Raw genomic sequence first — 14,009 nt, forward strand, 5'->3', positions numbered from 1 at the left:
CGCTTGCAACTATGACGCGTTTGCAAGTATTGTCATCAGTCGTAAAGCGCTCTTGCAATTTTTGGGAAGGTGTACTCCTACATGCCTCTCGCGCTTCTGGCCCTCGCGATCGGGGCCTTCGGAATCGGAACGACCGAGTTCGTGATCATGGGTTTGCTGCCCGAGGTCGCGGGCGACTTCGGGGTCTCCATCCCCACGGCAGGGCTGCTCGTGACCGGCTACGCGCTCGGCGTGGTCCTCGGCGCTCCACTGATGACCGTGCTTGGCACCAAGGTTTCCCGCAAGCGGATGCTGATGCTGCTGATGGGACTGTTCATCGTCGGCAACCTGCTGTCCGCTCTCTCTCCTAACTTCGGCGTCATGCTGATCGGCCGTGTGGTCGCTTCGCTCGCCCACGGCGCCTTCTTCGGCATCGGCTCGGTCGTCGCGGCAGACCTGGTCGCCCCGGACAAGAAGGCCGGGGCCATCGCGATGATGTTCACCGGCCTGACCGTCGCCAACGTCGTCGGCGTCCCGCTGGGCACGTTCGTCGGGCAGGCTGCCGGCTGGCGCGTCACCTTCGGCATCGTCGCCGCCCTCGGCGTCGTCGGCCTGGTCGGCATCGCCAAGCTCGTCCCTGACCTGCCCCAGCCCCAGGGCGTACGTCTCCGCCACGAATTGGCCGCGTTCAAGAACGCCCAGGTCCTGCTCGCCATGGCGATGACGGTCCTCGGCTTCGGCGGCGTCTTCGCGGCCATCACCTACATCGCACCGATGATGACCCATGTCGCGGGCTTCGCCGACGGCTCCGTCACCTGGTTGCTGGTCCTCTTCGGGCTCGGCATGGTGGGCGGAAACCTCGTCGGCGGGAAGTACGCCGACCGCGCGCTGATGCCCATGCTGTACGTCTCCCTGGGCGCCCTCGCCGTCGTGCTCGCGCTCTTCACGCTCACGGCCCAGAACAAGGTCCTCGCTGCCGTCACCATCGCGCTGATCGGCGCCCTGGGCTTCGCCACCGTCCCCCCACTGCAGAAGCGCGTCCTCGACCAGGCACACGGCGCCCCGACGCTGGCCTCGGCGGTGAACATCGGCGCCTTCAACCTCGGCAATGCCCTCTCCGCATGGCTCGGCGGGATCGTCATCGCGGCAGGCTTTGGCTACACGTCCCCCAACTGGGTGGGCGCCGCCCTGGCCGCGGCCGCGCTGCTGCTCGCTCTCCTTTCGGCCGCACTGGAGCGCCGGGACGCAGCATCCTCCAGCACCGTCCTCACGGCCACCGCGCCCACCGAGCAGCGAGCCGCCGCCATACACCACTGAGACGAACTGCGTGCGGGGTCAGGGCCGCTCCCGCACCTCCGGCACCTTGAGCACCACCTCAGCACCACGCACCACACCCGAGGAGAAAGCCCTCATGAGCACTGCCACCGCCGTTGCCCCTCTGACCACCCAGGACGCCGATGTCCTCGTAGCCGCGGCCCACCGGGCCGCCGAGAGCGCCGGGGTGACCGTCAGCGTCACTGTCCTGGATGCCGGCGGCCATCTGCTCGCATTCCGACGGGACGACCGGGCTGTGCTGATCTCCGGGGAGACCAGCACCCGCAAGGCCTACACGGCACTCCAGCTCGACGCCCCCACTGCCGATCTCGTCGACGCCGTACAGCCTGGCGGTCTCTTCCATACCCTGCCCACCGCGCTCGACCGACCGCTCCTGTTCATCGCGGGCGGTGTGCCGATCCATCGGGACGGCCGGCTGATCGGCGCGATCGGGGTGGGTGGCGGAGCGCCGGAGCAGGACCATCACTTCGCGAAGGCCGCGATCGAGGCATTCGCCTGACGACACCCCAGCATCGACGACTCCCAGCATCGACAACGAAGGCGTCGACAACGGAGCCACCAGCAACGAAGCCATCGACAACGAGACGCCGGTCCCCGACGGGACCGGCGTCTCCCGTGAGAGTCTCAGCCCGCCGCCACCGTCAGCGGAGCGAACCGCCGGGTCCAGTCGCCGGGCAGTTCCGAGATGCCGTACGTCATGACCGCGTTGAAGGCGACGGAGGCCAGACCGCATTCCTTCGCCCAGGCCAGCAACTCCTCGTGGCGTACGTCGATGTCGGTGCGCAACGGGCGGTCGCTGTGAGCGGCGAGGGAGGCGATCAGCGCCTTGGCGGTCTCGGTGTCGCGGGCGATCAGCGGGCCCACGACCTGCGTGGCCATGTTGGGCCAGGCCCCCGCGTATCCGATGATCCGGCCGTTCTCCTCGGCAACGCGCAGCTGGTCGGCGAACGCAGGTAGCCGCGTGATGATGTGCGTGCGATCGGCGCCGAACACGTCCTCGTCGAGCCGCAGGATCTCGGTGAGGTCCTCAGCGGTGGCGCCGCGCGTGACGACCGACGGCCCCGAGGGGCCGGGCGTGAAGTGCCCGCACAGCATCTCCGCCCGGCCGGTGACCTTGAAGCCGAGTTCCTCGTAGAGCGGTTGGCCGTTCGGCGTCGCGTGCAGCGTCAGCGGTGTCGTGCCCATCGCGGAGACGACGTGACGCATCAGCCGACGCCCGATGCCCTGGCGGGAATGCCGCTCGGCGACCAGGACCATGCCGATGGCCCCGAGGTCGAGGCGGTCGTGCGGTCCCGGCCCGTACTCCGTTACGACGCAGGCGCTGACGAGCCCGCCGTCGGGGTCGTCGATGCCGTAGCCCTTCCCGGCAGTGAGGAGGAACCCCCACTTGTGTTCCTCACGGGGCCAGCCCCGATCCTCGGACAAGTCAGCGCAGGCGATGAGATCGCGAGGCGTCAGACGGCGGATGGGCAGAGCGGCGAGGGAAGGAGTCGGCACGCAGGTCAGGCTGTCTGACGACGGCCCTGGTCGTCCAGCCGTTTACAGGGAGACGTACGAGCTTTTGGCCATGTCGTGGGCCGACGCACAGCGTGCCTCTGGACGCTGGGTGTTTCACGTGAAACATGGAGAAACGGCCGGCATCGAGCAGGCGAGCGATCATCAAGGGCAGGAGCCTCAAGCAAAGACGGTCTCCGGCCATGACGGTCTCCGGCGAGGGGTTACAGAGCGCATCCCATTAGCCTCAAGGCCCATGGCGAGACTTCACCTCTTCGACCTCGACGGCACGCTTCTGCATGGAACTTCTGCCCCTGTCGAGATCTCGCGGCAACTCGGGCTGGAAGCCGAGACCGTGGCGCTTGACCGGGAAATCTCGGCAGGGCTGATCGGGCCGCCCGAGTATGCGGCGCGGGTACACGCGCTCTGGGTGGATCTCACCGACGCTCATGTGGCGGCCGCTTTCGAGGGCGCTCCTTGGCTGGCCCGGATCCGTGAGGTCTGGGCGGAGATCAGGGGACAGGGTGACTACTGCGCGGTCGTATCGCTCTCGCCCTCCTTCTTCGTGGAGCGGCTGACGGGCTGGGGCGCGCACGCGGCGTACGGCTCGCGCTTTCCAGCAGTGCCGTTCACCGAGCCCGTCGACCCGGCCGGAGTTCTCAGTGCCGCGGCCAAGGTCCTCATCGCCGACCGGCTCTGTGAGGAGTTCGGGGTAACGCGGGCCGATTGCGTCGCTTATGGCGACTCGCTGTCGGACAAGGACCTCTTCGGTGCCGTCCCGGTCTCCGTCGCTGTCAACGCCGACAGTCATCTCGCCGGCCTCGCGACCCACACCTACATGGGGATGGATCTGTGGGAAGCCTATGAATTGGTGCGCACTAGCCGGTAATTGAAGGAATTAGTCGTTCGCTGCCTCGCCCAATTCGTGAGGGAGGCAGGGGGGACTTGTGATCGGGGCATCGGCCGGTAGGGTCGACTCCGGTTCGTGTCCGAGCTGTGATGCAGACTCCCAACGCGGACCGAGCGCAAGGCAATGCAGCCTAACGGGACGGAGAGATCGAAGACCCGCATTCACGGGTATGCGGCCGGAGCGCCCAGGCGCGGTGGGACGCTGCGGTGAGAGCACTGCGGCCAATGTCACACTCTCGCCTTACTTGTCCGTACCGAGTGTGAATACGGGTTGAATGTGGCCGTATTGGTCGCGGTAACGAACGGGGGAAAGCAAGCCGTCACGGGGGGAAGCAGGCACATTCCGACCGAGGAAGTGCGCAGACCGACCGAAAGATGTTCGAGGCGAGGCACACCATGGACGCTCCGACCACCACGTCGGCCGACAACGGCACTTCCGGCGGCGGGGGCGGCTGGTTCACTCCGCGCAAGCAGCCGGCGACGACTCCGGGCAGCGAACAGGAGACGGCCGACGGCCGCCGCCTGGCCGCGATGCGCCCGGTCGGCCGGACGGCGACGGGCGACGACACGTCGCCGTCGGCCCAGGACGGCACACAGCCTGCCACGGCGGTCGGCCCGGCAGCGCCGACCCCCGCGGACGCCGACGCCGACGCCGACGCCGGTCCCGGAACACCGGACCCCGCCTCACGCCCGGCCCCGGAACGGACCCCCCTCGGGCCCGGATACGGCGCCGGCGATCCCGGCCGAGCATCGAACGCGTCCTCTGACCCGACCTGGAGCCCTGGGCCCGGCTCCCCCGACGCCTACCGCGCGAGCCACGGCACACTGCCCCCGGAGCGAGAGGCGCCTACTGGGATAGCGACGCCCGGCATGCCCCCTCCGGGTCACCTGCCGCCGGCGCCCCCACTGTCGACGCCTGCCCCAACGCCCGCTCCCGCCACAGTCGGCAGCCAAGGGCCGGCTGCACCTGCCCCTACCCCAAGCCGAGCGCCCTCTGCTCCCGCCGCCGCCCCGGCCACCACCGCCCACTCGGCGATATCAGGCTCCAGCCCCATATCGCCGCCCTCCCCCCAACTGCACGTACCTACCCAGCGCCCCGCCCCGGCCCAACCCGCCTCCCCGGACGCCCTCCTGATCCGTCGGACGATGGCCGAGGTCGCTCCCGTGGCCGACAAGGTCACCTCGTACTTCTACGCGCTGCTCTTCGTACGCCACCCCGACCTGCGCTCCCTGTTCCCGGCCGCGATGGACACCCAGCGCGACCGGCTGCTCAAGGCGCTGCTCACCGCGGCCGAGCACATCGACAACACGCCCGTCCTCGTCGACTATCTGCAGAACCTCGGTCGTGGTCACCGCAAGTACGGCACCCGCCCCGAGCACTACCCGGCCGTCGGCGAGTGCCTCATCGGCGCGCTGAACAAGTACGCCGCCGGCGTCTGGGACGCGGAGACGGAAGTCGCCTGGGTGCGGGCGTACACGAAGATCTCGCAGGTCATGATCGACGCGGCGGCCGCGGACGAACTGCGCGCCCCCGCCTGGTGGTACGCGGAGGTCGTGTCACACGACCTCAGGACCTCGGACATCGCCGTCGTCACCGTCCGCCCAGACCAGCCCTACCCCTTCCTCGCCGGGCAGTACACGAGCCTGGAGACGCCTTGGTGGCCGCGGATCTGGCGGCACTATTCCTTCGCCTCCGCACCCCGCTCCGACGGCCTGCTGACGTTCCATGTGAAAGCCGTGCCCGCGGGCTGGGTCTCCAACGCGCTGGTGCACCGGGCCCGGCCGGGGGACATCATCCGGCTCGGCCCGCCAACAGGTTCGATGACCGTGGACCACACCACCGACAGCGGTCTGCTCTGCGTGGGCGGAGGTACTGGCATAGCGCCCATCAAGGCACTCGTCGAAGACGTCGCCGAGCACGGCGAACGACGACCTGTAGAGGTCTTCTACGGCGCCCGTACCCATCAGGACCTGTACGACATCGACACGATGCTCCGACTCCAGCAGTCCCACCCCTGGCTGGAGGTCCGCCCCGTCGTGGACCGGCACGGACTGCTCCAGCTTCCCGATGCCATACGCGAGTACGGGCCCTGGACCGAGTACGACGCCTATGTCTCCGGACCGCCTGGCATGATCCGCAGCGGTGTGGATGCGCTGAGGCACGTGGGCGTTCCGTCCGAGCGCATACGCCATGACTCGGTGGAGGAACTCGTCACCACCGGGGACTGAGGAGCGCGCCAAAGCCGACCCGGCCGTCGGTGTCAGCCCAGGTCGGGGGCGTGCATGGCGCGGACGCCCTCGATGTTCCCGTCCAGGTAGTGCCGTAGTGACAGCGGTACGAGATGGACAGAGGCGATCCCGACCCGGGTGAACGGCACCCGTACGATCTCGTACTCGCCGACGGGCTCGTCCACCTCGGGGCCGTGCCGCAAGGACGGGTCCATCGACTCCAGGCGGCAGACGAAGAAGTGCTGCACCTTCACGCCCGTAGCGCCGCCGTCCTCGCCTATGTGCTCGACGGTGTCGACGAAGCAGGGCACCACGTCGATGATCTTGGCGCCGAGTTCCTCGTACACCTCGCGGTGCAGGGCCTCGACGACAGTCGTGTCCGTCGGCTCGACCCCACCACCGGGAGTGAGCCAGTAGGGATCCAGACCAGGCTTGGTGCGCTTGATCAGGATCAGATCGTCGCCGTCCAGGAGAACGGCGCGTGCGGTGCGCTTGACCACGGGTCGGACGGTCATGGGAGAAATGTGGCCCGGCTGGTTCCACGTGAAACATCGCAAGAAGTCACCGGTCGAGCTCACGGCGTCACAGACCTCAATGCCCTGCTCAGGACCAGTCGGAAGCCGCTCGCAGCAACCACTCGTGGGCCCGCGCGATGTGCGGCATCGCCAACGTGCCGGTGCGGACCACCAGGAAGTACGTCCGCAGTGGCGGCACCGGCGGATCGTGCAGGGCGACGACGTCGCCGCGCTCCAAGGCGTCCGCGCACAGATAGCGGGGCAACACGGCCAGCCCTGCCCCCGCGGCCGCGCAGGCGAGGACCGCGCGCAGGTCGGGGACGATCACGGTGCCCGGAGCGGCGGGTCGGGAGTCGTAGACCGAAGCCCAGTAGCGGGAGACGAAGGGCAGGGACTCATGCACCTCCACCACGGGGATCTCCTCCAGCGCGTGTGCCCCCTTGAGGCGCAGCGTCCCCGAGCCGATCCGGTCGGCCCAGCGGGGAGCGGCGACGAGGACGTGCTCCTCGTCGCAGAGCGGAGCCGCCGTGAGCAGAGCGCCACGTGGACGGGCCGTACAGATGGCCAGATCGTGATGCCCGGCGGCCAGCCCTTCGAGGGTCTCCTCGGCGTTGCCGAAGGACGTGCGCAGGGCGAAGCCTTGGCCGTCTTCGCCGGTCAGCTCGGTGAGGGCGGGCAGTGCCCGCTCGGCGGTGAACTCAGGAGGGCCGGCGAGGTGCAGGGTGCGTAAGGAGGACTCGTCGTCCAGACCCGTCTCGGCGATCTCCACCAGGGCGTCGAGGTGCGGTGCCGCCTTGTGGGCGAGTTCGTCTCCGATGGTCGTAGGTGTCACTCCGCGGGCCTGCCGCAGGAACAGGGGGCGGCCCAACTGTCGTTCCAGGGTGCGTATCTGGGAGGTCACCGCCGGCTGTGACAGCCCGAGCAGCGCGGCGGCACGGGTGAAGGAGCCGGCCCGGTGCACCGTCACAAAAGTGCGCAACAAGGCCAGATCCATGCCACATCCTCCCCTTCCCCGCCCTTCTCCCCACCCCCAGGGCAGGGCCCAACTATAAATAAGTCGATAGGTCGCTGTCGCTACTGTGATTGGACACTGACAGAGAGTCAACTAGCCTTGTTCGCGCGGTTCTTCGCGCGCAGAACCGAGGACGGTCCGAGCCACGAGGGGGGAGGTTCGGACCGTCCGTTCTACCGTTCTACGCAGCCGGAGGGCGGAGCTGCCGGGGCGAACCCGATCACTCCGCCGATTCGTCCAGCGCGCGCAGCACATCGGCCACCAGATCCTCGGGATCCTCCGCGCCGACCGACATACGAATGAAGCCCTCCGGTACGGCGTCGCCGCCCCAGCGTCCGCGTCGCTCGGCCGTGGATCGCACCCCGCCGAAGCTGGTCGCGTCGTCGACGAGCCGCAGGGCGTCGAGAAAGCGCTCGGCACGCGCGCGCGTGGGCAGCGTGAAGGAGACCACGCACCCGTATGATCGCATCTGCTGCGAGGCGATCTTGTGAGAGGCATCGCCGGGAAGCCCCGGATAACGCACCCCGAGCTCCTCCGGCCAGTTGTTCAGCGCCTCGGCGACCGCCAGGGCATTGGCGTTCTGCCGCTCCACACGCAGCTGGAGCGTGGCGAGGGAACGGTGCGCGAGCCAGGCCTCCATGGGCCCCGGAATCGCCCCGACGATCTTGCGCCAGCGCCGTACGGCGGCCATGGCATCGGCGTCGCGGCCGGTGACGTATCCCAGCAGTACGTCGCCATGCCCTGTCAGCTGCTTGGTGCCGCTGGCCAGGGAGAAGTCGGCGCCGAGGTCCAGTGGCCGCTGCCCGAGCGGCGTCGCGAGCGTGTTGTCGACGGCGACGAGTGCGCCACGCGCGTGTGCCGCTTCGACGAGCCGTCGGATGTCGCACACGTCGAGGCCGGGATTCGACGGGCTCTCGATCCACAGCAGCTTCGCGCCGTCCAGGGCGCCGAGCTGGGCGTCCCCGCCGGTCGGCGCCGTGCGCACCTCGATGCCGTACGCCTCCAGCTGCGCCCGGGCCAGGGGCAGCGCCTGGTAGCCGTCGCTGGGCAGGACGACCGCGTCCCCGGCGCGCAGCTGGGAGAAGAGCACGGACGAGGTGGCGGCCATGCCGGACGCGAAGACCAGCGTCTCGACACCGTCCTCCCCCGGCGCCTCCAGCTCGCCGATGGCGCGCTCCAGGCGGGTCCAGGTCGGGTTCTCGTCGCGGCCGTAGGTGTACGGCCCCGTGGGCTCGCCCGGCAGGTGGTAGTGGGCGGCGAACACCGGACCCGGCAGGGTCGGCTCGTACTTGACCGGCTCGGGCAGCCCGGCCCGCACCGCGCGCGTGCCCTCTCCGCCCCCGGAAGGCACCCCCTGAGGACCCGTACCGCTCATGCCGCCTCCCCCTCCACCTGTTCGCGGACCTCCGTGAGGAGGCCTGAGCTTGCCGCCTCCACCATCTCGAGGCACTCCTCGAAGCCGTCCCGGCCCCCGTAGTACGGGTCGGGTACATCGAGGTCCTCACCCGCGGCGGGGTCGTAAGAGCGCAGCAGCCGCACCTTCGCCGCGTCCTCCGGCGAGGGCGCGAGGCGGCGCAGCGCCTTGAGATGCCCGGCGTCGAGCGCGACGACGAGGTCGAGGCGGGCGAACCAGGACTGCTGGAACTGCCGGGCCGTGTGGCCGCCGTCGTAGCCGTGCTCCTCGAGGACGGAGACGGTGCGCGGGTCGGCCGGGTCGCCCTCGTGCCAGCCGCCGGTGCCGGCGCTGTCGACCTCGACCAAGCCGTCGAGCCCGGCCTCCGCCACGCGGGCGCGGAAGACGGACTCGGCCATCGGGGAGCGGCAGATGTTGCCGGTGCACACGAAGCAGACGCGGTAGGTCATCGGATGTTCAGTCCCCGTCGGGCAGGACGACGTTGAGCGCCCAGGAGACGATCGAGATGATCAGGCCGCCGAGTACGGCGGTCCAGAAGCCCTCGACATGGAAGCTCAGGTCGAGCTTGTCCGCGAGCCACGAGGTCAGCAGCAGCATGAGCGCGTTGACGACCAGTGTGAACAGGCCGAGTGTCAGGATGAGCAGCGGGAGGCTCAGGAGCTTGACTATCGGCTTGACCAGGAAGTTCACCACGCCGAAGATCAGCGCGACGATGAGCAGGGTGCCGATCTTCTTGCCCGTGCTGTCACCGGTGAGGGTGATCTTGTCGAGCAGCCACACAGCGACCGCCAGGGCCCCCGCGTTGGCGATCGTCTTGACTACGAAATTCTTCATGTGTCTGATCGTGGCAGACGAGATCGGCCACGGGCACTGTGACAAGGGCGGACGAGAGCGATGAAGGCATTCCGGCTGGATGAACTGGAGGCGGAGCGCGCCGCCAATGAGGGCGCCTACCTGCAGTTTCTGCGGGAGCGGAACATGTCGGTCGGTCTGTACGCGCTCAACGCCGGCGAGCACGATCCACAGAAGCCGCACAACCAGGACGAGGTCTACTTCGTTGTGAGCGGGCGCGCTCAGATCACCGTCGGCATGGAGACCACACAGGTGGCGCGCGGCAGTGTGGTGTATGTGCCGGCCGGGGTCGCCCACAAGTTCCACCACATCAGCGAGGACCTCCGGGTGCTCGTGGTGTTCTCTCCGCCCGAAAGCTGACCTTTGGCCTCGGGGTTCCCTAGGGGATCGATCAGGGGAGGACAAGGGCTGCGAGGCCCCCGCCGGGGCACCTGGCAGCCCTAGCATCGAGTGCAGGGAATCAGCAGATTCGAAGGATCGGACCCGGCACTGTGACGGGCTGAGAGGTAAGGACGAGGGCGATGCGTGAGATTTTCGCAGGACTGCCGTGGTGGGTGAAGTGGATCGCGGTGCCTGTCATCGCCCTGGTCGTGTTCGGCGGGTTGATAGCCAGTGTCGTCGGGTTCGTCATCGGACTGCTCTTCAAGCTGTTGGTCTTCGTGGCACTGGTCGGTGGACTGATCTACGTCGTACGGAAGTTCACGTCGAGTTCGTCGTCGCGCAGCGACTGGTGAGGGTCGGCAGCGGCTGATGAGGGCCGTGGGGACGGGGTGGCGGTAACAGGAATCACCGGTTCCCTCGGGCGAGGGAAGTTTTCCGGGCGGGGCGTCTGTGAGCGGTGGCGGACGAATAGAGTCCGGAAATCGACGCGGGGACGCCCCCGCGAGCGGCGTGCACCCCCTCCCGTGTTCCCCCGCACGGGCTCCCCCCTCGCGCCTTTGGGAGTGACCCTTGGCCACGGTTGACACCGCACCCTCAGAACCCCACGCACCCCTCGGACGGTCGCGCTCCTCCGTACCCAAGGTACCGAGGCAGGCCTCCCCGACATCCCCCGAGCAGCCGCACTCCGCGACGCTCATCGGATCCGTCCAGCGTGCGATGCGCCTGCTGGAATGCGTCGCCGAGCACGAGTACGGCGCTCCCGCGAAGCAACTCGCCCGCGAGACGGGCCTCGCGCTGCCCACCGCGTACCACCTGTTGCGGACCCTGGTTCACGAAGGCTATCTGCGCCGGGACAAGGGCCTGTTCTTCCTCGGCGAGGCGGCGGTTCGGCTGGGCAGCAGCGGAGCCCAGCAGAAACGTCGCAGCACGGTCGCCGAAGCACTCGCCCAATGGCGTGATGCCATCGGTGTCCCCGTTTACTACGCCCAGTACCGCGACGGCGAGATCGAGGTCATGTGCGTCTCGGACACGCCGGGCAATCCGGCGGTCGAGGAATGGGCCGACTTCCGGGAGACCGGCCACGCGCACGCCATCGGCCAGTGCCTGCTGTCCCAGCTGGACGAGGACGCCCGCCGCGATCACCTCGACCGCCATCCCGTGCAGTCCATCACCCCGTACACGGTGCGCGACAGCCGCACGCTGCTGCAACGCCTCGAACGGACGCGTCGGATGGAGCCGGTGACCGAGCGTCAGGAATACGCGCTGGGCACGGTGTGCGCGGCGATTCCGATCACGGTGGGCACCACGGCCGCGACGATGGCCATTTCCCTCCCCGCTCATCAGGCCGACCGGCTGCTCTCGGCGGCACGGCAGCTGCAGGACGAGGTCGGGCGGCTCCTCGGGTCACTGGCAATCTCTATCAGTATCTGAAAACTCACTCCTTGTGATCTCTCGTGTACGTTCAGCAAGATTCCACAGTGTCGGGTCCGTTCCCGGCCAGTCGAAGGCAAACGACGGGGTAGGCGATGCGCGAGTCCGTACAGGCAGAGGTCATGATGAGCTTTCTCGTGTCCGAGGAGCTCTCCTTCCGCATCCCGGTGGAGCTGCGCTACGAGACCTGTGATCCCTATGCCGTACGGCTGACCTTCCACCTGCCCGGTGATGCCCCCGTGACCTGGGCTTTCGGCCGCGAGCTGCTGGTCGACGGGGTGGGCAGACCGTGCGGGGAGGGAGATGTACGGGTCTCACCGGCCGGTTCCGAGACGCTGGGCGACGTCCTGATCCGGCTTCAGGTCGGTGCCGATCAGGCGCTGTTCCGCTCCTCGGTGGCGCCCCTGGTGGCCTTCCTCGACCGCACCGACAAGCTGGTGCCGCTCGGGCAGGAGGGTGCGCTCGCCGACTTCGACGCACACCTCGACGAGGCCCTGGACCGCATCCTGGCGGAGGAGCAGAGCGCGGGCTGACGCGTTACAGCGGCGAGGGAGTGGCGTAACGCTTCGCCGCGGCGCTGAGAGGGCACTGCCGGGGCGCGCGGGAACGCTTCTTCTTCGCGGGCGTGCGCCGTGTTCCGTCGGATGAGCGGGCCGCCGACTGGGCGGGATCGGCAGCCGTGGCCGTCACCGCTTACGGCGTCGTCCCCGCCCGCCCCGGCCCGGAGCCTGCTGTCCCGAAGGCTGTCCCTGCCCCGACTGCCCGCCCGTCGGCACCGGCTGGGCACCTGCGGGCAACGCCCCCCGCTCCGGCCGGTCGGCCGAGACCACCAGGGCGGCGAGAGCCGTGGTGACGGGCACCGACGCGACCAGGCCGATGGAGCCCACCAGCGTGCGCACGATCTCCTCCGCCACCAACTCACTGTTGGCGACCGTGCCGACGCTGCTCTGCGCGATCGAGAAGAGCAGCAGCAACGGCAGCGCGGCGCCGGCGTAGGCGAGGACCAGTGTGTTGACGACGGACGCGATGTGGTCGCGGCCGATCCGGATACCGGCGCGGTACAGCCCGCGCCAGCCCATCGTCGGGTTGGCCTCGTGCAGCTCCCAGACCGCGGACGTCTGGGTGACCGTCACGTCGTCGAGGACACCCAGCGAGCCGATGATGACGCCGGCGAGCAGCAGACCGCTCATGTCGATCGACGGGTACAGCCCGTGGATCAGACCGGTGTTGTCGTCCGTGTTGCCGGTGAGCGCGGCCCAGTCGATGAACCCCGAGCCCAGAAGGCCGATCAGCAGCAGCGAGAGCAGTGTGCCGAGCACGGCCACGGATGTACGGGCCGACAGCCCGTGGCACATGTAGAGGGCGATCAGCATGATCGCGCTCGCCCCCACCACCGCCACGACCAGCGGGTTCGAGCCCTGCAGGATCGCCGGGAGGATGAAGAAGGTCAGCACCAGGAAGCTGATGGCCAGCGCGACCAGCGCCATGACACCGCGCATCCGGCCCACCAGGACGACGGCGAGTGCGAAGATGCCGGCGAGCAGCGCCATCGGGACCCTGCGGTTCACGTCGGTGACCGAATACTGCAGGTCCTTGGGCGCGGAGGGTTCATAGGCGACCACGACGTCCTGGCCCTCGTGCAACTGGCGTGACTGGTCGGGCTGCACGATCTCGGTGAAAGTGCGGCCCTTGTCATTGCCTGTGTCGACGCGGATCGTCGCCTTCTTGCAGGTGCCGTTCTCCTGCTGCACCGCGGAGGAACCCTCGGCAGTGGAGGTGTCGCCGGTCGGGGGCACTCCAGAGGCGCCGACGTCCTTGCAGCTCACCTCGACCACCTTGGTGACTGTGGCCTGGTACGTCTGCCGGTCGAAGCCGACCCCCGTACGCTCGTGCGGCGGGGCACCGCCCGGCCACAGCACAGCGAGCCCCACCACCACCGCTGCGGCGAACGGGATCAGGATCGCCGCGATGACCTTGCGCAGGTGCCGGGAGACGGGCGCAGCGGGACCGTGGGCGTGACTGTGGGAGTGGGCATGCCCCCCGCCACCGCCACTACCGTCGCCGCCGTTACCGCCGCTATGCGATCCGCCGGATCCCGACCCGTGCCCATGGCCACCACCGGAATCGTGACCGTCACCCGGACCGGGCCCCTGCCCCGCTGAGCCGCCGCCGCTGCCCTGATCATGCAGGCCACCAGAGCCGGGACCGCGGAAGCCGCCGGATCCGGGCCCACGCCCGTGCCCACCACCGCCCCCGTTTCCGTGTCCCTGCATCCCACCGGCCCCATTTCCGTGTTCGTGCCAGCCGTCGGAACCAGCCGCTGGATTGCCATGGCCGCTTCCGGGACCAGGCCCGTACCCACCGTCGTATCTGCCTCCGGCGACCTCCGAACCCCGGCCGTCTGTACGGCCGTTGGCCCGCGTGGGGCCGTTTCTGGGACCGTTTCCGAAGCCGGAGC

The 14,009-nt window shown here is 68.9% G+C and carries 15 protein-coding genes; 8 read left to right on the plus strand and 7 right to left on the minus strand.

Annotated features, from left to right (window positions below; all coding sequences use genetic code 11):
• The first annotated feature begins 81 nt into the window (after nt 1-81).
• Together ACIREI_RS25375 and ACIREI_RS25380 are read left to right on the plus strand one after the other, a co-directional pair.
• Nucleotides 82-1,296, plus strand: coding sequence for an MFS transporter (locus ACIREI_RS25375; protein WP_403336958.1), 1,215 nt, complete (start codon nt 82-84; stop codon nt 1,294-1,296).
• A 94-nt stretch (nt 1,297-1,390) separates the two neighbouring features.
• On the plus strand, nt 1,391-1,813 hold the full coding sequence (locus ACIREI_RS25380; protein ID WP_403336961.1) for a heme-binding protein: 423 nt from the start codon (nt 1,391-1,393) through the stop codon (nt 1,811-1,813).
• A 125-nt stretch (nt 1,814-1,938) separates the two neighbouring features.
• Here ACIREI_RS25380 and ACIREI_RS25385 read toward each other — a convergent pair whose 3' ends face one another.
• On the minus strand, nt 1,939-2,811 hold the full coding sequence (locus tag ACIREI_RS25385) for a GNAT family N-acetyltransferase (protein WP_403336964.1): 873 nt from the start codon (nt 2,809-2,811) through the stop codon (nt 1,939-1,941).
• 253 nt (nt 2,812-3,064) lie between these two features.
• Here ACIREI_RS25385 and ACIREI_RS25390 point away from each other — a divergent pair, with 253 nt between their 5' ends.
• A complete protein-coding gene (locus ACIREI_RS25390) occupies nt 3,065-3,697 on the plus strand; it encodes an HAD family hydrolase (RefSeq protein ID WP_403336967.1) in 633 nt (210 codons plus the stop codon).
• A gap of 395 nt (nt 3,698-4,092) precedes the next feature.
• Nucleotides 4,093-5,946 (plus strand): globin domain-containing protein, encoded by a 1,854-nt coding sequence (locus tag ACIREI_RS25395; RefSeq protein ID WP_403336969.1) that lies wholly within the window; start codon nt 4,093-4,095, stop codon nt 5,944-5,946.
• A gap of 32 nt (nt 5,947-5,978) precedes the next feature.
• On the opposite strand, the gene ACIREI_RS25400 is transcribed toward ACIREI_RS25395, so the two are convergent.
• From ACIREI_RS25400 to ACIREI_RS25420, 5 genes are all read right to left on the minus strand, one after another.
• Nucleotides 5,979-6,461: an NUDIX domain-containing protein gene (locus ACIREI_RS25400; protein WP_403336971.1), complete on the minus strand. Its 483-nt coding sequence runs from the start codon at nt 6,459-6,461 to the stop codon at nt 5,979-5,981.
• Between the two features lie 88 nt (nt 6,462-6,549).
• Nucleotides 6,550-7,455, minus strand: a complete 906-nt coding sequence (locus tag ACIREI_RS25405; RefSeq protein WP_403336974.1) for a LysR family transcriptional regulator — start codon at nt 7,453-7,455, stop codon at nt 6,550-6,552.
• 238 nt (nt 7,456-7,693) lie between these two features.
• Nucleotides 7,694-8,848: a cystathionine gamma-lyase gene (locus tag ACIREI_RS25410; protein WP_403336976.1), complete on the minus strand. Its 1,155-nt coding sequence runs from the start codon at nt 8,846-8,848 to the stop codon at nt 7,694-7,696.
• Nucleotides 8,845-9,336: a low molecular weight protein-tyrosine-phosphatase gene (locus ACIREI_RS25415; protein WP_403336979.1), complete on the minus strand. Its 492-nt coding sequence runs from the start codon at nt 9,334-9,336 to the stop codon at nt 8,845-8,847. Before ACIREI_RS25415 ends, ACIREI_RS25410 begins: the two co-directional genes overlap by 4 nt.
• Before the next feature lie 7 nt (nt 9,337-9,343).
• Nucleotides 9,344-9,721: a phage holin family protein gene (locus tag ACIREI_RS25420; protein ID WP_403336982.1), complete on the minus strand. Its 378-nt coding sequence runs from the start codon at nt 9,719-9,721 to the stop codon at nt 9,344-9,346.
• A 60-nt stretch (nt 9,722-9,781) separates the two neighbouring features.
• Here ACIREI_RS25420 and ACIREI_RS25425 point away from each other — a divergent pair, with 60 nt between their 5' ends.
• The 4 genes from ACIREI_RS25425 (at nt 9,782) to ACIREI_RS25440 (ending at nt 12,084) form a co-directional block, all read left to right on the plus strand.
• A complete protein-coding gene (locus tag ACIREI_RS25425) occupies nt 9,782-10,099 on the plus strand; it encodes a cupin domain-containing protein (RefSeq protein WP_019755167.1) in 318 nt (105 codons plus the stop codon).
• 161 nt (nt 10,100-10,260) lie between these two features.
• Nucleotides 10,261-10,473, plus strand: coding sequence for a DUF5326 family protein (locus tag ACIREI_RS25430; protein WP_030857134.1), 213 nt, complete (start codon nt 10,261-10,263; stop codon nt 10,471-10,473).
• A gap of 343 nt (nt 10,474-10,816) precedes the next feature.
• Entirely contained in the window at nt 10,817-11,551 is a 735-nt protein-coding gene (locus tag ACIREI_RS25435; RefSeq protein ID WP_403337393.1) for an IclR family transcriptional regulator, read from the plus strand.
• A gap of 95 nt (nt 11,552-11,646) precedes the next feature.
• Nucleotides 11,647-12,084, plus strand: a complete 438-nt coding sequence (locus ACIREI_RS25440; RefSeq protein ID WP_062707976.1) for an SsgA family sporulation/cell division regulator — start codon at nt 11,647-11,649, stop codon at nt 12,082-12,084.
• Nucleotides 12,085-12,237: 153 nt separating this feature from the next.
• Here the strand turns inward: ACIREI_RS25440 and ACIREI_RS25445 are convergent, their stop codons facing one another.
• Nucleotides 12,238-13,824, minus strand: coding sequence for a YibE/F family protein (locus ACIREI_RS25445; protein ID WP_403336987.1), 1,587 nt, complete (start codon nt 13,822-13,824; stop codon nt 12,238-12,240).
• Nucleotides 13,825-14,009 lie beyond the last annotated feature (185 nt).

The organism is Streptomyces sp. NPDC093591, assembly GCF_044764885.1.
Lineage (GTDB): Bacteria > Actinomycetota > Actinomycetes > Streptomycetales > Streptomycetaceae > Streptomyces.

Bases quoted from the DNA above. Each gene is read 5' to 3' on its own strand.
- ACIREI_RS25375 (WP_403336958.1), top strand. From the start codon at position 82: ATGCCTCTCGCGCTTCTGGCCCTCGCGATCGGGGCCTTCGGAATCGGA.
- ACIREI_RS25380 (WP_403336961.1), top strand. From the start codon at position 1,391: ATGAGCACTGCCACCGCCGTTGCCCCTCTGACCACCCAGGACGCCGAT.
- ACIREI_RS25390 (WP_403336967.1), top strand. From the start codon at position 3,065: ATGGCGAGACTTCACCTCTTCGACCTCGACGGCACGCTTCTGCATGGA.
- ACIREI_RS25395 (WP_403336969.1), top strand. From the start codon at position 4,093: ATGTTCGAGGCGAGGCACACCATGGACGCTCCGACCACCACGTCGGCC.
- ACIREI_RS25400 (WP_403336971.1), bottom strand. From the start codon at position 6,461: ATGACCGTCCGACCCGTGGTCAAGCGCACCGCACGCGCCGTTCTCCTG.
- ACIREI_RS25405 (WP_403336974.1), bottom strand. From the start codon at position 7,455: ATGGATCTGGCCTTGTTGCGCACTTTTGTGACGGTGCACCGGGCCGGC.
- ACIREI_RS25410 (WP_403336976.1), bottom strand. From the start codon at position 8,848: ATGAGCGGTACGGGTCCTCAGGGGGTGCCTTCCGGGGGCGGAGAGGGC.
- ACIREI_RS25415 (WP_403336979.1), bottom strand. From the start codon at position 9,336: ATGACCTACCGCGTCTGCTTCGTGTGCACCGGCAACATCTGCCGCTCC.
- ACIREI_RS25420 (WP_403336982.1), bottom strand. From the start codon at position 9,721: ATGAAGAATTTCGTAGTCAAGACGATCGCCAACGCGGGGGCCCTGGCG.
- ACIREI_RS25425 (WP_019755167.1), top strand. From the start codon at position 9,782: ATGAAGGCATTCCGGCTGGATGAACTGGAGGCGGAGCGCGCCGCCAAT.
- ACIREI_RS25430 (WP_030857134.1), top strand. From the start codon at position 10,261: ATGCGTGAGATTTTCGCAGGACTGCCGTGGTGGGTGAAGTGGATCGCG.
- ACIREI_RS25440 (WP_062707976.1), top strand. From the start codon at position 11,647: ATGCGCGAGTCCGTACAGGCAGAGGTCATGATGAGCTTTCTCGTGTCC.
- ACIREI_RS25445 (WP_403336987.1), bottom strand. From the start codon at position 13,824: ATGCAGGGACACGGAAACGGGGGCGGTGGTGGGCACGGGCGTGGGCCC.